This window comes from Sorangium sp. So ce295, from assembly GCF_051527405.1.
GTDB lineage: Bacteria > Myxococcota_A > Polyangia > Polyangiales > Polyangiaceae > Sorangium > Sorangium cellulosum_B.
Window position 1 is genome coordinate 3,121,486 of record NZ_CP150324.1, and the last position, 21,252, is coordinate 3,142,737.

Here is a 21,252-nt window from a genome sequence, read left to right on the forward strand (position 1 = left end):
CGATGAGCGCCCTCGACTTCTCGCGTCGATCCACGCTCGACGAGCTGATGGATACCCAGGCCGTGGGCTTCGAGGAATTCCGCGCTTGCCTCGTCGATCTGGCGCAGGTCAACCGGCTGACGCTCGCTTACCGGCCGACGTTTGCGTTCCTCGAGCGCCTCGTCGCGCGCGGCCTGCGCGGTCTGCCCGAGAACCGGCCGCTGGAGGTGATCGACGTCGGCAGCGGCCACGGCGACATGCTGCGGCGGATCGACGCGTGGGCCAGAGAGCGCGGCATCGCCGTCTCGCTCACCGGCGTCGACCTCAACCCGTGGTCGCGCCGGTCGGCCGCCGAGGCGACTCCGCCGGGCCGGCCGATCACCTGGGTCACCGCCGACGCCTTCGCGTACGAGCCGCCCGGCGGCATCGATGTCGTGTTGAGCTCGCTCTTCACGCATCATCTCCCCGATCCGGGGGTCGTCCGTTTCCTCGCCTGGATGGAGGCGAAGGCGCGGCTCGGCTGGTTCGTCAACGATCTGCACCGCCACCCGCTGCCGTATCATTTCTTCCGCCACCTCTCGCGCCTCGCGGGCTGGCACCGCTTCGTGCAGCACGATGGCCCGGTGTCGATCGCCCGCGCCTTCTCGGCGAGCGACTGGCGGCGTCTCATCGCCGAGGCCGGGCTCGATCCGCGCGCCGTCGAGGTTCGATGGTGGATGCCGTTCCGGCTCACCGTCGGGAGGTTCAAGGTCCCGTGAACGACGCTGTCGTCGTCGGAGGAGGCCTGGCCGGGGCGGCGGTCGCGCTGCTCCTCTCGCAGGCGGGGCGCGAGGTCGCGCTGATCGAGCGCGAGGCCGGCCCGGCGGACAAGGTCTGCGGCGAGTTCCTGTCGCGCGAGGCCGCGCTCTACCTTGCCTCGTTCGGGCTCGATCTGCGGGCGCTCGGCGCGGTGCCTATCGAGGCCGTGCGCCTGGTCGAGCGCGATCGGGTCGCGGCCGCCGCGCTGCCGTTCTCCGCGCTCAGCCTGTCGCGCCGCGTGCTCGACGAGGCGCTGCTCGCGCGCGCCGCGGCGGCGGGCGCCTCGATCCGGCGGGGCGTCCGGGTCCAGGCGCTCACGCGGGCGGGCGCGGGCTGGGGCGCGCGGCTCGAGGACGGCAGCGCGATCGCGGCGCGCGCCGCGTTCCTCGCGACCGGCAAGCACGACGTCCGGGGCCTGAGGCGGCCTTCTGGGCTGCAGGACGATCTCGTGGCCTTCAAGCTGCACTGGCGGCTGTCGCCGCGGCAGGCGGCGGAGCTCGACAGGCACGTGGAGCTCGTGCTGTTCGAAGGTGGTTATGCCGGTCTGCAGCCGGTCGAGGGGGGCCGGGCGAACCTCTGCCTCCTCGTCCGTAAGAGCCGCTTCGCCGCGCTCGGGCAGCGCTGGGACCGCCTCCTTTGCGCGATGCGCGAGGGGTCGCCGCACCTCGACGCGCGGCTCGCGGGCGCGGAGCCGTGCCGGGAGCGGCCGCTCGCGCTCTCGGCGATCCCGTACGGCCATGTCCAGCGCCGCGCGGACGGGAGTTGGCGCCTCGGCGATCAGGCGGCGGTCATCCCCTCCTTCTCTGGAGACGGCATGTCGATCGCGCTGCACAGCGCGCGGCTCGCGGCCACGGCGTACCTCGAAGGGGCGAGCGCGGAGGCGTTCCAGCGCCGGCTCTCGCGCGACGTGCTCGCGCAGGTGCTGCTCGCGACCGGCCTCTCTCACGGCCTCGTGCGGCGGCCCGCCCAGGCGGCGCTCGGCGCGGCGGCGCGCCTTTGCCCGGGCCTCATGGCGGCCGTGGCCGGGCGCACGCGCGTGTCCGAGGCGGCGCTCGTGCGCGGAGGGCTGCCGGTCGCCGCGTTGCAGGGCGGGCTCGGGCCGCGCTGCGCGACACGCTAGGAAGCCGGTCTCGATCGCGCTGCGCACCAGGCGGCGACGTCGGGGTCGGGCGCGAGTGACATGAGCGCTCCGCGAGCAGTGCATTCGATCAATCGACGCTGCGCGGGGAGCGCGCACGCTGCGAAGCGCATGCAGGCCGGCTCGCGGAGCAGGGCAAAGCCGATCACGCGCGGCGGTGGACAGCGGCTGCGCGGCGGCTTAGGGGAAGATATGGAGAAGAGGAAGAGCGAGCGCGCGAGATGGCTGTGGGCGGCGTGGGCGCTCACGGCGGGCGGGTGTGCCACGTTGGCGGGGCTGGAGGACAGCTATCGTGTGCCGGAAGGAGGTAGTGGTGGGAGCGGGACCGGCGGGGCGGCGGGCGGCGGAACCGGCGGGGAGGGGGGCGGCACGACCGGCAGCGGCGCGGGCGGCGGGACCGGCAGCGGCGCGGGCGGCGGGACCGGCGGGGAGGGGGGCGGCACGACCGGCAGCGGCGCGGGCGCCGGCGGGCGCGGGGGAGACGGAGGCGGCCCAGAGTGCACGCCGGGCGGGACGGCGTGCGAGGGGCAGGCATGCGTGGAGGGGACGTGCATCGGGGAGTGCCGCCCGGAAGTCGTTCGCTGCTGGGGGAACCAGCCGCAGCAGTGCGATGAGCGCGGGCAGTGGCAGGACGCGGCGCCGTGCCAGGAGGCCGCGCCCCTTTGCAGCAGAGGGACGTGCAGGACGACACCGCCGAGCTGTGTCGGGATGGCGACGACGTGCGGGCCAGCGGGCGACGAGGACTGCTGCGCGAGCGAGGCGGTGCCTGGTGGCACCTTCAACCGGGACAACAATCCGGCGTATCGAGCGACGGTGAGCGGGTTCTCGCTGGATCGGTTCGAGGTGACGGTGGGGCGTTTCCGGAGGTTCGTGGAGGCGTATCCCGGGAGCCGTCCTGTGGCGGGAGAGGGGGTGCACCCGCTTATCGAGGGGACCGGCTGGGATGCGGGTTGGGACAGCAATCTGCCTGCAGATGCGACGGCGTTGAAGGCCGCCGTCGCGGGGTGCAAGTCGTCCGACCAGACCTGGACGGATGAGCCCGGCGGGAACGAGCACCTGCCGATGAACTGCCTGAGCTGGTACGAGGCGTTCGCGTTCTGCGCGTGGGATGGGGGCCGGCTGCCGACAGAGGCGGAGTGGAACTACGCGGCGGCCGGAGGGATCGAGCAGCGGCTGTACCCGTGGTCGACGCCGGCAAGCTCGACGCTGCCCGATCCGAGCCATGCGGTGTATCACTGCACTGGGGACGGGTCAGCGCCCGGCGATTGTAAGCCCGGCGATATCCAGCCGGCCGGGTCGCGGTCGCCGGCGGGAGATGGGAAGTGGGGGCAGGCGGACCTGAGCGGAAACCTGTGGGAGTGGGTACTGGACTCGCACGCACCTTATCCCAGCCCATGCGATGATTGTGCCAGTTTGGCCGACGCCTCGACCCGTGCGGTCCGGGGCGGGGGCTATTTCGATGAGGCGACGTTCCTGCCCTCTTGGAGCCGCATCCGCGGGTACCCGTCCGAACGCCACTACGTGGTCGGGGCCCGGTGCGTGAAGACGCGGTAGCGATCGCCTCCTCCACGCCTGCCTTGACAGCGAGCATGGCGGCTCGCTGGCGGAGGCGCCCGCGCCGCCTGGCTCCTTGACGCCGCCCGGCCGGCGCGAGAGCCTCCCGCCGTGTCGGTCATACTTGCGGAGGGGACCGTCTTCGCGCGCCGCTACCGCGTCGTGCGACTCATCGCCGCCGGCGGAATGGGGGCCGTCCACGAGGTGATTCACCTCGAGACCGATCGCCACCGGGCGCTCAAGGTCATGCACCCGCACCTCTTCCAGAGCGAGGAGATGCGCGAGCGCTTCAAGCGCGAGGCGCGCATCACGGCGAAGGTCGAGAGCGAGTACATCGTCGACGTCTTCGACGCGGGCGTCGACGAGGCGACCGGGATGCCGTTCCTGGTCATGGAGCTGCTCCGCGGCGAAGAGCTCGGTGAGCGCCTCACGCGCGCCGGTCGCCTGCCGCCCGCCGAGGTGATGACCTACGTCTACCAGACGGCGCTGGCCCTCGAGCGCACGCACGCCGCGTCCATCGTGCACCGCGACCTCAAGCCCGCGAACCTCTTCCTGACGCAGCGGGAGGACGGCTCGGTCCGCGTGAAGATCCTCGACTTCGGCATCGCCAAGCTCGTCGCCGACGGCGCGACAAGGGCCGGCGCCACCGGCAGCATCGGCACGCCGATCTACATGGCTCCCGAGCAGTTCCACGGCGATACGAAGCTCACCGCCGCCGCGGACATCTTTGCGCTCGGCATGATCGCCTACACGCTGCTCGTGGGCACCCCGTACTGGACGCCGGAGGCGAGCAGCGCCGACGGCGTGTTCGCGTTCGCGATGGTGGCCGCCCGCGGCCCGCAGGAGCCGGCGGTGCAGCGGGCGCGCTCGCAAGGCGTTGTGTTGCCGCCGGGCTTCGACGCGTGGTTCGCCCGCGCAACGGCGCCCGATCCGGCGGCCCGGTTCGGCCGGGCCATGGAGGCGGTGCAGGCCCTCGGCGAGGTGCTCGGCGTTCCGGCGGCCGGGAACCGGGGGACCTTCCCGAGCGCGCCGTCCTCGCCGGGTGTCTACCCCGCCACCACCGTGCCGATGCCTCCCATCGCCGCCCTGATGACGACCGAGCCCGCGCCGGCGAGGAGCCCGGGCCAGGAGCCTGACGCGCGCTCCTCCGGCCTGGGGCTCGCGGGGACGTCGACCGGCGCCGCGGTGGCCGCCGCGCCGGCACGACCGCAACGACCCGGCCGCGGGCCGCTCACCGTGCTGGGGCTCGGCGTGCTGGGGCTCGGCGTGCTGGGCGCCGGGCTCGCGCTGCGCGCCGGCCGCGGGGACGAGCCGGCGGCGGCGACGGACGCCGCCTCCGCGAGCGCGAATGCGGCAGCGCGTGAGCCAGGACGGGCGACGCCGGAAAAGAAGGCACCAGCAGAGCCGACCCCCGCCACGCCGGCGTCCAGCGCTGCCGCGCCGGACCCGAGCGCCGCCGTGCCGGCGTCGAGCGCCACGGCACCGGCGCTGCCCTCCGCGGCGGCGGCACCGAGCGCCGCGGCGCCGCGTGTGCCGCCTCCGGCGGTGGTGCCGGCCTCCACGACCCCCGCTCCCACCGCGCTCCGCCCGAAGGCGCCGACCGGAGCCAGGCCATCTCCGAGCGACAAGAAGCAGCCCCCGTCGAAGCCGGCATCGACTTCCCCCTACGGGCGGTATTGACCTGCATCTCCGCCCGCACCTCTAGGTCTCCTTACCTGCCGAGTGTCAGAGCATGCCCCGTTGGTTCCGCCGCTCAACGCATCTCCTCGCCGTCATCGGCCTGCTCTCCCTCTCTGTTCCCGCGACGGCGCAGGACATCTCCGCAGCGGCGCGGGACATCGCGGCCGCCGAGGAGCTCTTCAATCGAGGGCTGGCCGACATGCAGGCAGGCCGCTACGAGACGGGCTGCGGGGCCCTGGCCGAGAGCGAGCGCCTCGATCCTCAGCCAGGCACGCTCTTCACGCTGGCGGCGTGCGAGGCCGACTGGGGCCGCATCGCCACCGCGGTGACGCGCTTCGGGGAGTACCTCGCGCTGTTCGAGCGAATGACGCCCGCGCAGGGGGCCCGTCAGGGCGAGCGGCCGAAGCTCGCCAGACGGCGGCGCGACCAGCTGTCGCCGCGCGTCCCGCGGCTCGCGCTCTCGCTGCCGCCGGGAGCACCGGCCGGGACCGTGGTGAGGCGCGACGGCCTCGTGCTTGGCGAGGCCGCGCTCGGCATTCCCTTGCCCGTGGACCCGGGAGAGCATGTGCTGTCGATCGAGGCCCCGGGAGGGCCCGCCCGGGAACGACGCATCACGATCGCCGAGGGCGAGACAAGGAAGCTGACGCTGGAGCTGAACGGAACGCCGGCTCCCGGCGCCCCCGCGCCGCCGACGGCCGCCCCGCCGCCGGCCGCGCCCCGAGCCGCGCCGGCGCCTGCCATGGCCAGGATCGCGCCGGCGCCTGCCCCGGTCGGGCCGGACGTGCCGGCGGCCCCGGCAGCCCGCCGGACGGCCGTCTACGTGGCGGGCGGGCTCGGGGCGGCGGGGCTCGTGCTCGGCGGCGTCATGGGCGCGCTCGTGTTCGGCGAGAAAGGTGTGATCGCCGAGCACTGTGGCAGCAAAATCGGGTTCAAGGACCCGGGCGACTGCGACGCGGCAGGGGTCGACGCCGGGAACAGCGCGATCACGATGGCCCAGGTCAGCACCGTCGCCTTCGGGGTGGGGCTGGCCGGGCTCGGGGCGGCGGCGGTGCTGTACTTGACCGAGCCGAAGCACACCGGCGCGGCGTCCAGCGGGCGCCGGACGTGGGTCAGCGCAGGGGTGCTGGAGGCAGGGCCGGCGGGGGCAGTCCTCGGCGCGAGAGGGGGCTTCTGACGCTGGCCGCAGCGCCTCGGCGGCGGGAGCGAGGAAGATCCTCCGCCGTTCAGCCTGCTTTCGGGCGGACCGGCTACTGTCCTTGAGCATGGGAACCGCCGAGCCCCACCCCCCCAGCCGCCGGCTCAGGCTCGTCTCCAGCCAGGGCGCCGGGGGCGAGCCCTCGCCCGCGCCCGCCAGCGACGAGGAGATCCTGCTCGCCTTCCAGCGCGGTGAACGAGGGATCGGCCTGCGGCTCTACGAGCACCTGCTGCCGGCCGTCGACCGGACCCTGTACCGGATCCTGGGTTGCCGCGAGCAGGACCACGCCGACCTCGTGCAGGGCGCGTTCGAGCAGATCGTGAGCACACTTACCAAACAGCGGTTCGCGGGGGAGTGCAGCCTGGCGGGCTGGGCGTCCGTCATCGCCTGCCACGTCGGGCTGAGCGCGCTGCGCGCCCGCCGGCGCGAGCGGAAGGTCATCGATCGCACGCCGGGGTCGCCGGAGCCTGGCGCCGGGCCCGAGCCGCCCTCGCAGGGCGCCGATCCCGAGCGCGAGGTGAGCGCGCAGCGCGATCTCGAGGCCCTGCGCCGGCACCTCGCCGCGATGGACGGCGACCGCGCGACCGCGCTGCTGCTCCACGCCATGGGCTATTCTCTCAAGGAAATCGCTGACTTGACCGGTGTTTCCGTGGCCGCGGCCCAGTCGCGGCTGTCGCGGGGGCGGCGGGAGCTCCAGGCGCGCTTTGAACCCGAGGCGGCGGCGCGACGCGACCCCGCTGGACCCGAGGAGCCACGATGAAGCAGGACGACGTTGACACCACCCCGGAGGATCGCGCCGCGGCGGCTGGCGTGGACGGCGTGGAGGCCTCGCTGCGGGCGCTGGTCGAGCAGCCGGTGCCGCCGCTGCCCAGGATCCAGGCGAGGTACCTCCAGCAGCGGATCGCCGGCCGCATCGACCAGCTCGTCGCCGACGCGGCGGAGCGGCGCGCCCGCGCCTCCCGGCGGAAGCGGGCCGCCCTGGGCGCGGCGGCGCTGGCGGCCGCCCTGACCGCGGCGGCTGCCGGCGTCTTCGTCGTGGTCCGGCCGCGCGACGCCCCGCCCGCCGCGGCGCAGGTGACGGCGCTCCAGGGCTCGGTCGAGATCGCGGCCGGGGGCGCGACCCGCTCGCCGCCGTCGCTCGCCCTCGTGCCGCTCGCGAGCGACGAGGAGCTCCGGACCGGCGAGGGCGCGCGGGCGAAGGCGTCGCTCGCGACGGGCGCCACCGTCGAGGTCGGGCCCTCGACGCGCGTGAGGTTCGCGCCGGTGGGCGCCGGGCGCGACCGCGCAGGTGACGTCGTCGCCCTCGAGCAGGGCAGGATCGCCGTCGACGTGCCGCCGCTCCCGGCAGGCACGAGCCTGTCGGTGCGCACGTCGGACGCCGTGGTCACGGTGCACGGGACGCGCTTCTCCGTCGAGCGGCGGCCCGATACCGCGGGAGAGCCGGCCGAGACGCGCGTGTCGGTCGTGGAAGGGCGGGTCGCCGTGCACCGCGGCGAGGTCGAGCGCTTCCTGAGCCCAGGCGAGACGTGGTCGTCCCGCGACGAGGAGCGCCGGTCGGACCGGGCCGCCGAGGGACGCCCGGGCGACGCGCCGGCGCCGCCTCGCGACCCCGGACAGGACAGCGCCGCCGGCGAGGGCGGCAGGGGCGACGGGGCAGGCGAGGGCGGCGCGGGGGAGCCGCGCGCGCCGCGCGACGCGCGCCAGGCCCCGTCGCGCGCCTCGCTCACGGCCGAGAACGAGCTGCTCCAGGGCGCGATGGCGGCGCGGCGGCGCGGGCAGCCGAGGCGGGCGATCGAGCGGCTCGATCTCCTCCTCGGCCGCTACCCGGACTCGCCGCTGGCCGAGATCGCCCGCGTGGAACGCCTGCGCGCGATCGAGATGCTCGGCGACAAGGACCGGACGGCGGCCGAGGCGCGCCGGTACCTCAAGGACTACCCGCAGGGCTTCGGGCGCGAGGAGGCCACGTCCGCCTCCCGCCCCGGCGGCGCTCGCCCCTGAGCGCCCGCGCGCGGGGCGGTGTCGATTTTTGACGAAACCCTGCCTGCTCCCGGCGCCTCCGGCGACCTTCACTTCATCGAGGAGATCATCGCGCCGGCGATCGGGTTCGCCGGCTGCGCTCCAGGTCGTGCTTTCTTTCCAATTGGGAGGATCCCGATGCGTTCTTTCGCGTTGACAGGGTGGTTCTGTGGTGGGCTGTTGTCGCTCGCGGCCTTCGGCGCGGGCTGTTCCCTATCGGGCACAGGAGACGCGGACGGCCGCATCATCTCCGGGGAAGACTGCGTCCCTTCGGACGGCGAGGGCAGCGCGCCGGCGCCGAGCTTCCCGGGATCCGGCATGTCGGGCGCCGGCGATTCCATCACCGCGGACCTCGATCCGCTGTCGTGCGGCGCGAGCGCGCGGGGGGTCCCGGTGGGCGGGACCGCGCAGGTCGACTGCTATTACACGAACAATGACTCGACGACCCCGGTGGCCTTCGTCGAGCGGGTCGTCGAGATCGCCGAGAGCGAGGAGCTCGTGCACGTGCGGCTGACGCTCAACCCCGCGTTCGTCGACAACACGTATGGCGAGACGGCCATCGGGTGGGGCGACGGCGAGGAGCCCGGCGGCGCGCAGCCTGGCGGCCCGCAGCCCGGCGGGCCGAAGCCCGGTGACGCGCCGAAGCCCGGTGACGCGCCGAAGCCGAAGGGGCACGGGGGCCACACGTTCAAGGATCTCGTGGGCAGCGACAAGGCCCAGTTCCAGCTGACGAACGGGGAGGGAGAGCTCGTGCTCGACTTCTACGTCGACTACATCTCGGTCGACGAGGCGAGCCCCTCCGGTTATGCGTCGCTCGGCGTGGTCGGCGGAGAGGGCAAGATGCTCCTCGGAGACGCCGGCGCCGTCGTCGCGGCGACCACCTCGCTCGACCGCGATCTCAACGCGTGCGGGTACGGCGCGTACCTCGAAGACTCCCCGGAGACGGACGAGAACTTCACCCCCAATCCGGAGACGCCGAACTGGGATTACCGCGTTGTCTACGACGTGTGGGTGAGCGCCTCGGCGTTCGGCGCGGCGGGCTTCGGCGACGCGACCATCAGCTACGTGCACGCCTCTCCGAGCAAGTACCCGTCGGACACGGTCACCGTGACGCGGGGGCCGTGCGACACGCCGACGTGTGAGGGCGACGACCCGCCCGCCGGCGGCGGCGGGGGCAGCGATGCAGGTGAGGATCCGGGTGGAGGCGGGGAATGCAAGGAGTCGGGTGAGGCGTGCACGACCAGCACGGACTGCTGCTCGGACAGCGACGTGTGCGCTAGCGGGGTGTGCCAGCAGATCGTGATCCCGCAGTGAGCCGGTGATCCCTGGCTCCGGCGCGCCGGCGCGCCGGCGCCAGGGAGGTGCTGACGAGCGAGGTCATGGTCCTCGCATCCAGTCGCCGGAGGGGAGCCCGCAGCGCGAGAGGCCCGGGCTCCTGGCGTGACGGCGTGTTCCAGCCATTCGTCGCAGGTCAGCTCGTCGGGCTTCGTCGCGAGGACGGCCGTGGCCAGATCGCGGATCTCTTCAGGTCGCGAGGCGTAGGGCTCGATCCCCCCGAGTTGTTCGGGGAGATTCACAGGGAGGCGGGGAGACGGGGAGTAAAATCCCATCAATCTCCCCGTCTCCCCGCCTCCCTGTTCAATTTTTCTCTGACAATGTGACCTGGTGGCCCCGGCGCCGTGGCCGCCGCGCTCGCGGAGGACGCTACTTGCCCAGCAGGGCGTTCATCACCCTGTTGTAGGTCTCCTTCTTCCCGTACTGGTCGTTGAAGAGCAGCGACTGCGAGCTTTGCCCGTTGCACAGCGCCCCGCTCCAGCTGTTGAGCCACGACCTGCCGTCGTTGATCCCCCAGAAGGTGATGGCGGTGCACTTGGGCTCCTTGAAGCAGGCCGCGACGATGTCGTGGTAGTACGTGAGCTGCTCGTCCGCCGTGACCACGCCGCCGCAGCGGTTGATGTCCATCTCGGAGATCAGCACCTCCAGGCCCAGGTCGGTGAAGCGCTTAAAGTTCGCCGCCACATCCGCGCCAGTGGCCTCGTTGTTCGGCGGACCGATGTGCATCTGGAACCCGACGCCATCGATCGGGACCCCCCGATCGACCATGCCCTTGATCATGTTGTAGACGAACTCGACCTTGTCGTTGCGCGCGTCGATGCTGTAATCGTTGTAATAGAGCTTGGCCTTCGGATCCTGCTCTCTCGCGATCCGGAAGGCGAGGTCGATGTAGTCCGCCCCGATCTGGTTGTAGAACACCGTGGGCCTCATGCGAGGATTGCCGACCCCGGTGTCGCTGTCGGTCTGGACGGCCTCGTTGACGACGTCCCAGTGGTCGAGCCGGTCCTTGAAGTGCCCCATCACCTGGACGATGTGCCTGCGCATGGCCGCCTCGACGTTGGCCTTCCCGGTCATCGAGCTCATCCAGCCGGGCAGCTGGCTGTGCCACACCAGGGTGTGGCCCTTGACCTTCATGTTGTTCTGGCGCGCCCAGTTCACGATGGTGTCCGCGGAGCCCCAGCTGAAATTCCCCGCGCTGGGCTCGAGCGCGTCCCACTTCATCTCGTTCTCCGCCGTCACGTAGTTGTGCTCGGCGGCGGCGACGCGCTTGTAGTCGTTGTTACCGAGACCACCGTTGGAGATGGCCGCTCCGATCAGCAGCGGGGGGTTCGCCTTCTCACCGGCCTCCCTCAGCGTGCTGGCGCTCGCCGCGGGGACTCTGGCGCTGGCGCCGCCGCCCGTACCATCGCTGCCGCCCGTGCCCTCGCCGCCGGCGCCGCCGCCGGTGGTCGCGCCGCCGCCGGTGCCGCTCGTCGCGCCGTTGCTGGCGCTCGTCGTCTCGCCGCTGCCGGTCGTCGCGCCGCTGCTGGCGCTCGTCGTCTCGCCGGTGCCGGTCGTCGCGCCGCTGGGGGTGCCGCTCGTCGTGCCGCCGCTGGTGGCGCCGGTCGCGCCGCCGCTGCCGCTCGTCTCGTCTCCATTGCCCTCACCGCTGTCCGAGCAGCCGGCTGCACACAGGAACGCCGAGAGGAGAAGTGTAAAGGGTGCTGATCTCATGCTCGCATGCTCCAAAGTAAAATGTATTTACTAACTTACGCGACCTGGTGCCTTGATCATCCGCGGGTCCACGGTCGCGCGCGGGCGGCACCCGAGGTGGTGCCGAACCGGCAGTATATCGGGCCGCTGTCTCCCAAGCATACAGCTTCACGAGGCGGACCCGAAGGATAAGGGGCTCCGGAAGGGAATTCCAGGGCCGTTTGAGAATTTTGACATGGGGATAATGTGCGCCCGAGACCGAGTCGGTAGGGCGCCCCACACGCGGCTCGCCCTGCTCCTGGGGTGCACCTGCTGCTGGGGCGCACCTGCTCCCCGGAACGAGCAGGAGGTCGCCGCAGACCTCGACGATCGCGCGGCGAAACGTCCTCTGGCGCCGGCGTTCAGAGGCAGCGGGGAGAGGGGAAAGTGATCCTCACATTCCGGATCTCCTGGCGCGCGGTGGCGTCTCCCGTGCCGGGCTCGCCCACGGCCGTCTCTCCTGTCGTCTGGAGCATGAACCCCATCCCGTCGCCGTCGCCGAGGCGGAACTCGAACGTCGCGGTGAAGGCGTCGGCGGCGAGTGGACGCCAGTAGATGATGGTGCCAGCCTGTTCGTGTCTGGCGTCGGTGAGCACGCCAGACAGCCTGTCGGCGTCCCAGAAGGCGTCTCCATTGAAGGACCACCCCTCCGGCGGGGAGGCCATGTCCGCGGCGACGCTCACGCCGCAGGCTGTCCCAGCGGGGCACGGCGTCCGACCGGCGTGCACCTCGACGAGCGGTGCCGGTCCATGGCATGGATGGGCCTCATGGCCGAGCGTTCCATCTCGATCCCGATCGTCGATAGCAGCCCTGTCTCGGGCGTGATCCACGTCCCGAGGACGCGGGCGAAGCGCTCCGGCGTGGCCGTCGTCCTTGGCCATGGCGCCGGCAACGACATGAACGCGCCGCTCGTCGTCGACGTCGCCGGGCGGCTTCTGGCGCGCGGGCACACCGTGCTCCGCTTCAATTTCGTCTACAAGGAGCTCGGCCGGAAGGCGCCCGATCGGCAGCCGCTCCTCGAGAAGGCGTTCGAGGCGGCGATCGAGAGGGTGCTCGAGGACGGGCCGGAGCGCCTCGTGATCGGCGGCAAATCGATGGGCGGGCGGATCGCGTCGCTCCTCGCGGCCCGCGGCGTCCGCGCGGACGGGCTGCTGTTCCTCGGCTATCCGCTCCACCCCGCGGGCAAGCGCTCCCCGCTCCGGGACGCGCACCTGCCCGCGATCCCCGCGCCGCTCCTGTTCCTTCAGGGCACGCGCGACCCGCTGTGTGATCTCGCGCTCCTCCGGCCCGTCCTGAAGCGCCTCGGGCAGCGGGCCAGCCTGCACGTCATCGAGGGCGGCGACCACTCGCTCGATCTCCTCAAGTCCGCGGGGCGGACCAGGGAGAGCGGGCTCGAGGAGATCGACCTGGCGATCGACGGTTGGCTGAAGGCGCGGGTCCTCGCCGCGCGCCCGAAGGCGCCGTGACGGCGAGGGCCCGCCGCACGGCGCGCCGGCCACGACCGCGTAAACGTTTGGATGCAGGAGAACGCGGCCAGAAGCGTGGTGAACGCCTATGGTGGCCGCGCCATGGGCTCAAGAGGACGCTCCACGCCGTGTGATCGGGCCGTCCGCGACGAGCGGCGCGCTCGATGAGCCGCCGTCGTCGCGCGCGCGGCGCGGCGTCAATTGATGATGGCCGGGTCCTCGATCGTGAAGCACTCGACGGACGACGCCGCGTACTTGATCGCGTTGTACCAGAACTGCGAGATCTGGAAGACCTGCGCCGCGGATCTCTCGTAGCAGGGGCTGTTCGGGTCCGTGTACATCTGCGGATTGAGGCACGCGGCCGTCCCGCGCCACTGGCCCGAGTAGGTCACCCACTCGTCGCCGAACGCGACGACATGGCCCTTGCCGATCTCCTCGTGCACCGCGAAGTTGTTCCTGCCATCGGTGCTGTCGACGGTCGCGGTCGTCGATTTGATCGAGCGCGCGATGTAGGCGCCCACGCTCTGGATGTTCCTGCCGAGCGGCGTATCCTGGTTCCAGGTGCCCACGGCTACGGGGAGATCGCCTCCGAGCGGCAGCGAGCCGCCCCAGCAGTTGCAGTTCGCGCAGCCGCTCTGCGCAGGGTCGATCAGACCGTCGGCATTGAACTGGATGTCGGTGAACGAGAGGAGCTGGTTGGTCGCCGTGATGTCGTGGATGGTGCATCCCTGTCCATTGCACTGATAACCGCTCAGCGCGATGAGGCCGCCGCCGTTGTTGACCCAGTCCTTGAGCGCGTTCACCTCGTCCGGCGAGAACTGCCACGGTTCCCCGTCGTCGTTCTGGGCGCCCTTCGTCACCATCCACTGGAGGAGGATCACGTCGTACTTGGCGAGAAACTCCGCCGTGAGCGTGGGCTTCTCCCGGTTGTAGTTGTCGACCTGGGCCGTGCTCTGCGTGTTGAGCCAATCCTGGAGCGCCGTGGTGCTGTCGCTGCTGCACGGGCCCCAGACGCCTTCGCGGCCGATCGACGCGATGTTGATGCAGGTGCAGTTGCCGGCGTCGTCGCAGGTCGTCTGGTGACCGGCGTCGGGCGGCGGGTCGCCGCCCGGCCCCGTGCTCGTCAGCCCGATCTCGCCGCCGATATCGTCGCCGGTGCTGGTGCTGCTGACGCTGCTGACGCTGCCGCCGCCGGCGCCCTGGCCGACCGCGCCATTCCCCGTGGTGTTGCCGTTACCGCCCGATGAACAGGCGATCACGGGAAGCCAGAGCGCTGCGAGCACAGCGCAGCAACGCGTCGCGAAATGAAGTCTTGTCATGATCCCTGAGACTACCACTCCCCGCGCCTGGCCGGAGAGCCAAAATGGGGGAGGCTCTCCACCCGAAGCGCTACAGGCTGCTTGATTTCCAGCCCCACCCGCGCGATCTCCCTGTGCGACAGCTCCGGCGTGAGAGTCGCCCCATGCTCAACCGGCCGGACAGGCGCGAGCAGCGATAGGCGCGTGGCGATCGACCCTTCGCGGTGTCTTGGGCGCAGCTATGCGCACGTGTGACTGCGGGTGCGTGTGGTGTGGGCGAAAGAAGGAGGTGATAGCGGAACGGTCGGGAGTGCGGGCGCCGGAAGCGTGCTACGCGGTTTCGTGAGCTCTCGAAGGGCTTGCATTTGGCACACAGCGTCAGACTTCGACGCGCCGGGTCTGGCGGAAGAATTGAAGCTCTCCTCGGAGGGTATCGACATGTTGCCGAAGAGTTGAATTTCGATCTGGAGGGGGGGCCACAAGAAGGTGGCCGGGCCAGGTCGGAACGGGCGGCCGGATACGCCGGAATTCGCAATGCAGGATTCCATCTGGGCGAAATTTTTGAGACGAGCGGCTGTGATGCACGACCCCCGTCTGTGCTTCACAGGCCGCGAGGTAGGGCGGCGCTGCCGAGAGCGTGGCGGCCGACGCGGCGGCGCGTGACGGCGCGAGCTCGTCCCGAAATGTGCCTCGGCTTCGACAGCAATGTCGCTGAGGAGCTCGACGAGACCTGCCGCAAACGTTGCCGCGACCGAGCCAGTCGTTTATGTCTGGGAGGGGCCTTTCTGGGGGGCCGGCGCTTGCCGTATGCGTTGAGAGGTCCTTCGCGACGTACGCCAAGGTCCAGCGTGTCGTCCCCTCGAGGAGATTTTCTCATGTGGCGCCATGAATTGAGGAACCGGGTGGCTGCCTGGATCACTTGGACGGCGGTTCGGCCGGCATCCACGGTCATCACCGCTGCTGCCGCGGCGCTCGCCCTCGAGGGCTGCACGTTCGGCGATGACCCGCAGAGGGCGCAGCCCATCGTCAGGAACTGGTTCGATCAGCACTGCATCCCCGTGGAGTGCTTGTTCGAATGCTGCCAGGGGTGGGATTACACTACGAGGCCGCTCCTCCACGGAAGAGGTTGGTATGGCCCTCAGTGCGACGAAGTTCGGACAAGAAGCGCTGCCTATTCGGAGTATGTTGTTCTGATGTTGGAGCCCCAGAATTGGTGCACTGAGGACTTTACCTTCTTCGAATCGGGGTTCTGTGCGATCGTTGAACCCCCCGACGTCATCAAAGAGTTTGGGTCCGATGGACAGCCCGTGTACGCGGGGCTGAGCTTCGTGGTCTGCCCGCCGAGGGGGCAGCCAGCGGCTCACCCCCTGGAGGATGTGGAGCTCATCCCCGAGGAGTGATGGGGGGTAATGATGGTCATGCCTGCGCGCATCCTCGCGACCGCCATCCTCGTGGCCTCCGCCTTCGTCCGACCCTCGAAGGTCTTCGCCCACGAGGGCCCCTGCACGGCCCCCGAGCCGTTCAACGGGTTCTGGGGCGGTGGGCAGGTCCAGGTGAGAGAACGCGTCGCGGGAATTCCGCTCCTCGCCACGACACGCTTTTCGTACAGGCAGATACGATACTCTCCTTGCGCCAGCGGGATGCGCGTGTTCCCTCTCGGGGTTGGCGAAGCGAGCATCAGCGTGGGGGTACCTCTCTTCGACAACCGGCGCGGCGGGTGGCTTCTGCAAATGGCCGCCAAGGGGCAGGGCTCACAGAGGCCGAGCGAACCCGTGAGCGGTGTCATCACCGGCGCGCCCGCCACCGCGGGCCATGTAAATTTCTGGGGGACCTCGCTGCCGCTGATCCAGCTCACGGGGGCAGCCTCAGCGGCCATCATGCCGCAGTCCTCCCACGTTCCCCTTTCGATCGCGTATCTCGGAGGTGTGCGGTTCTATGCTCGTCATCACAAGCACGCGCAAGCGAATTGGGGGATCATGGTCGGCGGCAAGAATGCTGTCGTCAACGCCGTTCCTTCTCTTTCGGTCCGGGTTAGCGATCTGGCGATATGGAATCATAAAGTCGCGATCGGGTTAGAGCTCCGCTCACCCATCGAGTTTTCTGGCGGCCCGGCACCCGTTCGGTGGCGGCTCTGGGGCGCCTTGACCTTCGCGCTCGACAAGCTGGACGACCACGCGCGCGACACGCAAACGCACCGGCCTTCCTTCGACTTGGTCCGTTCACCCATCGAAGCCGCTCCCCCCACCCAGACGGCCTGGGAGATGACGTTATGAACACGTCCGTTCATTCATCGGGCAGCCCGAATCGTTTGCGGCACCTGCGGTGCATCTCTTGCACGTCCCGGATCAAGCTGTTCCTCGTCCTGACTTCGCGGTTAAGTTTTGATTCGGAGAGTCTAAATTTCTCTTCTTGCGTCAGATCGTCTTCGTTCAGGTGTGCTGGAAGATCTGTGAATTCGGCGCACTTTTCGAAGCTGTTCACCATGAGCTCGCCAACTCCACCCTCGTCCACGCATGACGCGCTGTATGTCAAGACGAACAGGAAATTCAGGTGGTCGCCGATCGCGCCGCACACGTAGGCATTGGCCAAGGTCTCTCGTCCTCTGCATTCTTTTACCTCCTTTCGTAGTGCCTCGACCTTGGCTGCTTGCTCCAACCCGGCGTCGTCCGTTTCTCCCGTAGGAGGGGTCGCCGCCGCCGGCGGGGTGGATCGGGGTTTCGAGAGCGCTTTCAGCTCTCGCCGGCACGCGCCGAGCTCTCGCTTCACCTCCGCCTCAGGGATGGACGCCGCGCTCTTGTCCATGGCCGGAGGTCTGCGCTCCCGCGTCGCCCAGCCGACCAGCACGCCGCCACCAAAGACGAGGCCGAGCACGGCCACCGCGATGAGGAGACGAACCATGAGGCCAGCGCTCTTGGGGCGTTCGCTCATGCGTCAATCTCCCTGAGGCTTCGGTGCCTGCTTCGGCATCGAAGGCAGCTTCGGGGGCGTCTCCGTGCACGTCCAGACGAACTCTTTCAGGCTGCGGAGCAGCTCGTCTTCGGTGAGCGTCTCACGAACCCGGATCGCTTCCGCGATGAGGCTCGATTCTTCCTTCGTCAGATCGTTCGAGCGATAATCCGCGGGAACGTCCGAAAGCGCCGCGCAGCTCTCGAAGTTCTTCTCGATGAGATCGGCAGACCTGGACTTCGGCCCGCACATCAACCCGTCCTTGGGCAAAGCCATCAGCGCTTTGAACTGGCGAGCCGCGGCGATGCAAAGCTCAGCGTCGACAAGGATTTCGCTTTTTCTGCACCGTTTCAGCTCCACCTCGAGCTCATCCACGGTGGCCGCTCGTTCGGGAGTGTCTTGTCTCTCTTCCCCCGGAGGAGCCTCGGCCGCCGAGGCGGTCGCTCGCGGCTCCGAACGGGCTGCCTGTTCTTCTCGACATGCGGCGAGCGCTCTCCGGTCTCTCCGCACGGAGGGATCCGAGGCAGGATCCGCTCCCTTCTCCTTCGCTGGCGGCCTCCGGTCCAGGAGGGATCTGCCGACCAGTACGCCAGCGCCAAAGGCAGGGACGAGCAGGAGCGTCGCTCCGAGAACACGCATGGCATACCCCGTTTTCTTGGCGTTCTCCGTCACGACCCGCCCTCTGCTCCAGCCTGCTCCTCCTCCCCGGCGCGCGCCTCGTTCAGCGCGAACAGCCGGTCGATCAGCGCGTCCTCGAACGCGCTCCGCGCCTGACGCTCTCCCGGCGTCGCGGGCTCCGCGTACGGGGGGACCTCTATGCCGTCGAAGCCGTAGGCCGCCAGGACGGCTCGGTCCATCTCCTCGTGGAGGGCGCGCAGCTCGACGATGCTCGGGTCCTTGCACCTTGGGTTCTTGATGAGGTTGTACGTCTCCGTCAGCCCCAGCCGCGACGCCAGCATCCACCGCGAGCGGGCCGCGTAGAGGCGCTCGCCGGCGGCCTCGACGCGGCCGCCCTCGGCGAGGTGCGCCGGGCGAGGGAAGGGGAACGTCTCCACGCAGTCCGACGGCGCGTACCGGAGGCCCTCTCCCATCGTCGAGGAGAGCAGCCGTGCCCACGTCTCGTGCGCGCGCGACTGGAGGACGGCGAAGCGCGCATGGTCGTCGATCGCGAACACACACAGCTGGTCCGAGAACGTCCGGCCCGCGGGCTGGAAGGCGAAGCACAGGTGCTTCGTCACCCGCGCCGCGACGAGGCACCGCTCGAGCGGCGCGATCTTGCGCCGGAGCTCGGGCCGCGTGTTGGCGAACTGCCACCAGCGCGCCCGGTGGCCCGCGTCGATGCCGGTGCCCTTCAGGCGATCCCGCGCCGGCTTCACCCGGGTCCGCACGATCGAGAGCAGCGCGGGCCACCGGCCGGCCTCCTCGAGCCCGCGCTCGCCGAAGTCGATCACGTGGCGGTGCGGGCTGTGCGAAGGGGACGAGTTGACCTCCTCGCCGCCGAGGAACGGGCGGAGCACCTCGCCGGCCGCAGGATCGGCCGCGAGGAGCGCCCGCGCCTCGCCGTCGGTCAGGACGAAGCCGTCGCCCCGGAGGAAGCAGCCGATGAAGCACAGATCCCGGCTGGCCCCGAGCGGGCGCGGGTCGGGGCGCTCGGGCATCGCGCGCAGGTGCGAGTTGATGTGGCTCACGGGCACGCCGTCGAGCCGCGGCGGCGGCAGGCCGTCGCCCGGCGACATGCCCAGCGCGAGGTGGACGACGGCGACGTGGACCGCGGCGTCTCCCGGCCACGGGACGCTGCGCACGGCGTGGTAGATGACCGCGCCCCCCGCCTCGACGAGCGGCCTGAGGCCCGAACGCCGGGTGTCGCCCTGAGCTATCGTGTTCGTGGCGATGAGCCCCACCGTCCCGCGGCGCCCGAGCAGCGCGGCCGCGCGGCGGAAGAAGTGGGCCGCCAGATCGGTGTTCTTCGTGGCGCCGTGCAGCTGCTCGAGCCACGCGGCGTAGCGCTCGCCGTGATCCGTCGAGATCCGCTTCCCGCCCAGGAACGGCGGGTTCCCGACGAACGCGCCGAGCCGCGCCGGCCGCGGATCGCGGGTGCTGCCGGGCTCGTCCGGACGCGGCCCCTGGAACACCTCCGGGAGCTCCAGCGGCCAGTGGAACGCAGGCAATGGCGGCGGCCCCCCGGGCGCCCCCTCGCGGAGCGCCCGCTGCATCGACAGGAGCTCTTCCGAAGGCGGACCGCCGCCTCGGAGCCATGCGATCGCGAGCTCGGCCCGCCGATCGCGCTCCTTCAGCCGATCACGGTCCTTCTCGTGCGCGAAGAACGCCCCCACGACGAGGTCGCCGAGCAGCCGCGCCCGGGCGATCGCCTCGTCCGCCTCCTCAGCGAGCCGCGCTCGCCGGCGCGCAGCGTCGCTGTCGTAGCCTTCCGGGACGCCCGGCCCACCGGGGTTTCGCAGGCTCGCCGGGAACTGCGCGCCGCCGCCTTCCGGGACGTCCCTCCCTCCCGGGTCTCGCAGGCTCGCCGGATGGTCCGCCTCCTCGGCGAGCCGCCGCCGCAGCTCGAGCGCCCGCGCCACCGCGGCGTCGATCGCCTCGCACAACGGCGGCGCCGGCGCCGCGGGCTTCCAGTGGAAGCCGCGCAGCTGGGCGAGGTCGAGGCCGACGAGCGAGTCGCCGTGCCGGAGGGCGTGATCGACGAACGTGAACGGCTCGTCCTGCGCGCGCGTCACGAGCCAGAGCGACAGCCTCGCCAGGCTCACCGCGAAGGGGTTCTTGTCGGCGCCGTAGAGGCAGCGCCGCGCGACGAGCCGCCGCGCTTGGCTCACGGCGCCCTCGCCCGGCAGGGCGAGCCGCGCCGCCGCCGCCGCGTCGCCGCGCGCGGCCTCGCGCGTCCAGGCGGCCACCACCTGGTCGGCCAGGTACCGGCACGCCTCCATGAGGAACGCGCCGGAGCCCATCGCCGGATCGCAGATCGCGAGCCGGAGGAGCGCCTCGGACGCGGGCTCCTCGCCCAGCTGCCGGAGCAGCGGCTCGAGCGTCCGCGCGACGATCGGCGCGGACAGGCTCCTCGGGGTGTAATGCGAGCTCGTCCGCCGCCGCTCGGCGATCGGCTGGAGGAACAGCCGCCCCGCCCCGAGCACGTCGGTGTCCCTGGCGCGCAGCGGTCCGAGCGCCTCGAGGACGCTGGCCGCGGTCTCGGCGGCGACGAGCGCCCCCCCGAGCCTCGCCGCCTCCCGCCGCGAGATGCCCGCCCGCTCGGCGAGCCACGCCGCCCGCCGCGCCGTCGGCTGCGCGAGCGCCTCGGCCGCGCCCACCCAGACCCTGTCGGGCCGGAGGCACACCGTCGGCCCGGCCGCGCGCTCGACCCGGTAGCCCATGAGCGCCTCGTAGAGGCCGCCGAGCTGCTCGACGTCGATCGCCCGGTACGACAGCGGGCGCCCGTCGAGCACGAGGAGCCGCTCGAGCACCGCGTGCACCGTGCCGTCGTCAATCGACGGCGCGCGCGGCGCCGCGGGGTCGTCCGGCGACGCGTGCTTCGTCGGCTTCGCGCGGTCCTCTGGCGGCCCCGCGTGTGCCGCCGGCCCCGCGTGCTCCAGGAACGGGTATCGCTCGGGGTCGAAGAGCTGCCCTCCCCGCGCAGGCAGGGTCAGCTCGGGGCAGCGGAGCCCGTGGAACACGGCGCGGAACAGCGCGACGAGCCGCGGCCACGCCCCGAAGCGCCGCGGCAGTGCGCCCGGGCGCGCGCCGCGCTCCGCCGCGAGCAGCTGGAACAGCGGGCGCACGCCCAGGTGCGCCGCGTAGTACGGGTCCGAGGCCGGCAGGAGCCCGCGGTCCTCGGCGTGCAGCAGGAACACGAGCCGGAGGATCGCGGTGAGCAGGCCGCCGTGGAGGTGCTCCGGGCCGCGGGCGAGCGCGTCCTCGAGCGCGCCCGTCTCGTCGCGCTCGGCCGCGTCCTCGAAGCCGCGGAGCAGGACGCCGAGCGCGTCGAAGGCCCGCTCCGCGAGCGCGCCCGCGACGTCTGCCTGCTGCGCCCTGCTGTCCCCGGGGACGGGCTGATCCATGCCGAGCGCCCGGAGTGTACGCGAGCGCGGCGCGCTTTGCTGCAGGTTCTAC

General features: G+C 71.3%; 17 protein-coding genes. 11 read left to right on the forward strand and 6 right to left on the reverse strand.

Annotation, left to right across the window (positions count from 1 at the left end; all coding sequences use genetic code 11):
* The first annotated feature begins 2 nt into the window (after positions 1 to 2).
* The 8 genes from WMF11_RS12075 to WMF11_RS12110 all read left to right on the forward strand — a co-directional run bounded on the left by WMF11_RS12075 (position 3) and on the right by WMF11_RS12110 (position 9,674).
* Complete coding sequence (locus WMF11_RS12075) at positions 3 to 737, forward strand: methyltransferase domain-containing protein (protein ID WP_437977565.1); 735 nt, start codon at positions 3 to 5, stop codon at positions 735 to 737.
* Positions 734 to 1,897 carry an NAD(P)/FAD-dependent oxidoreductase gene (locus tag WMF11_RS12080; protein WP_437977566.1) on the forward strand — a complete coding sequence of 388 codons (1,164 nt, stop codon included), beginning with the start codon at positions 734 to 736 and terminating at the stop codon, positions 1,895 to 1,897. The genes WMF11_RS12075 and WMF11_RS12080 overlap by 4 nt, the downstream gene beginning before the upstream one ends.
* Positions 1,898 to 2,107: 210 nt before the next feature.
* Positions 2,108 to 3,469, forward strand: a complete 1,362-nt coding sequence (locus WMF11_RS12085; RefSeq protein WP_437977567.1) for a formylglycine-generating enzyme family protein — start codon at positions 2,108 to 2,110, stop codon at positions 3,467 to 3,469.
* Between the two features lie 111 nt (positions 3,470 to 3,580).
* The gene (locus WMF11_RS12090) at positions 3,581 to 5,149 is read left to right on the forward strand and encodes a serine/threonine-protein kinase (RefSeq protein WP_437977568.1); all 1,569 of its coding nucleotides are present in this window, start codon (positions 3,581 to 3,583) and stop codon (positions 5,147 to 5,149) included.
* A gap of 52 nt (positions 5,150 to 5,201) precedes the next feature.
* A complete protein-coding gene (locus tag WMF11_RS12095; RefSeq protein WP_437977569.1) occupies positions 5,202 to 6,323 on the forward strand; it encodes a hypothetical protein in 1,122 nt (373 codons plus the stop codon).
* Positions 6,324 to 6,411: 88 nt separating this feature from the next.
* Positions 6,412 to 7,104 (forward strand): RNA polymerase sigma factor, encoded by a 693-nt coding sequence (locus WMF11_RS12100; RefSeq protein ID WP_437908557.1) that lies wholly within the window; start codon positions 6,412 to 6,414, stop codon positions 7,102 to 7,104.
* Entirely contained in the window at positions 7,101 to 8,342 is a 1,242-nt protein-coding gene (locus WMF11_RS12105; protein ID WP_437977570.1) for a FecR domain-containing protein, read from the forward strand. Before WMF11_RS12100 ends, WMF11_RS12105 begins: the two co-directional genes overlap by 4 nt.
* 156 nt (positions 8,343 to 8,498) lie before the next feature.
* On the forward strand, positions 8,499 to 9,674 hold the full coding sequence (locus tag WMF11_RS12110) for a hypothetical protein (protein ID WP_437977571.1): 1,176 nt from the start codon (positions 8,499 to 8,501) through the stop codon (positions 9,672 to 9,674).
* Positions 9,675 to 10,064: 390 nt separating this feature from the next.
* Here the strand turns inward: WMF11_RS12110 and WMF11_RS12115 are convergent, their stop codons facing one another.
* The gene (locus tag WMF11_RS12115; RefSeq protein ID WP_437977572.1) at positions 10,065 to 11,408 is read right to left on the reverse strand and encodes an endo-1,4-beta-xylanase; all 1,344 of its coding nucleotides are present in this window, start codon (positions 11,406 to 11,408) and stop codon (positions 10,065 to 10,067) included.
* 380 nt (positions 11,409 to 11,788) lie between these two features.
* Positions 11,789 to 12,109 (reverse strand): hypothetical protein, encoded by a 321-nt coding sequence (locus WMF11_RS12120; protein ID WP_437977573.1) that lies wholly within the window; start codon positions 12,107 to 12,109, stop codon positions 11,789 to 11,791.
* Positions 12,110 to 12,193: 84 nt separating this feature from the next.
* Here WMF11_RS12120 and WMF11_RS12125 point away from each other — a divergent pair, with 84 nt between their 5' ends.
* Complete coding sequence (locus WMF11_RS12125) at positions 12,194 to 12,892, forward strand: alpha/beta hydrolase family protein (protein WP_437977574.1); 699 nt, start codon at positions 12,194 to 12,196, stop codon at positions 12,890 to 12,892.
* A gap of 197 nt (positions 12,893 to 13,089) precedes the next feature.
* Here the strand turns inward: WMF11_RS12125 and WMF11_RS12130 are convergent, their stop codons facing one another.
* Positions 13,090 to 14,211, reverse strand: coding sequence for a hypothetical protein (locus tag WMF11_RS12130; protein ID WP_437977575.1), 1,122 nt, complete (start codon positions 14,209 to 14,211; stop codon positions 13,090 to 13,092).
* Positions 14,212 to 15,092: 881 nt separating this feature from the next.
* Between WMF11_RS12130 and WMF11_RS12135 the strand changes: the two genes are divergently transcribed.
* Both WMF11_RS12135 and WMF11_RS12140 read left to right on the forward strand, forming a co-directional pair.
* Complete coding sequence (locus tag WMF11_RS12135; RefSeq protein WP_437977576.1) at positions 15,093 to 15,590, forward strand: hypothetical protein; 498 nt, start codon at positions 15,093 to 15,095, stop codon at positions 15,588 to 15,590.
* Positions 15,591 to 15,608: 18 nt separating this feature from the next.
* A complete protein-coding gene (locus WMF11_RS12140) occupies positions 15,609 to 16,463 on the forward strand; it encodes a hypothetical protein (RefSeq protein ID WP_437977577.1) in 855 nt (284 codons plus the stop codon).
* 10 nt (positions 16,464 to 16,473) lie between these two features.
* Here the strand turns inward: WMF11_RS12140 and WMF11_RS12145 are convergent, their stop codons facing one another.
* The 3 genes from WMF11_RS12145 to WMF11_RS12155 all read right to left on the reverse strand — a co-directional run bounded on the left by WMF11_RS12145 (position 16,474) and on the right by WMF11_RS12155 (position 21,200).
* A complete protein-coding gene (locus WMF11_RS12145; protein WP_437977578.1) occupies positions 16,474 to 17,118 on the reverse strand; it encodes a hypothetical protein in 645 nt (214 codons plus the stop codon).
* Between the two features lie 3 nt (positions 17,119 to 17,121).
* The gene (locus WMF11_RS12150) at positions 17,122 to 17,511 is read right to left on the reverse strand and encodes a hypothetical protein (protein ID WP_437977579.1); all 390 of its coding nucleotides are present in this window, start codon (positions 17,509 to 17,511) and stop codon (positions 17,122 to 17,124) included.
* 293 nt (positions 17,512 to 17,804) lie between these two features.
* On the reverse strand, positions 17,805 to 21,200 hold the full coding sequence (locus WMF11_RS12155) for a DNA methyltransferase (RefSeq protein WP_437977580.1): 3,396 nt from the start codon (positions 21,198 to 21,200) through the stop codon (positions 17,805 to 17,807).
* Positions 21,201 to 21,252 lie beyond the last annotated feature (52 nt).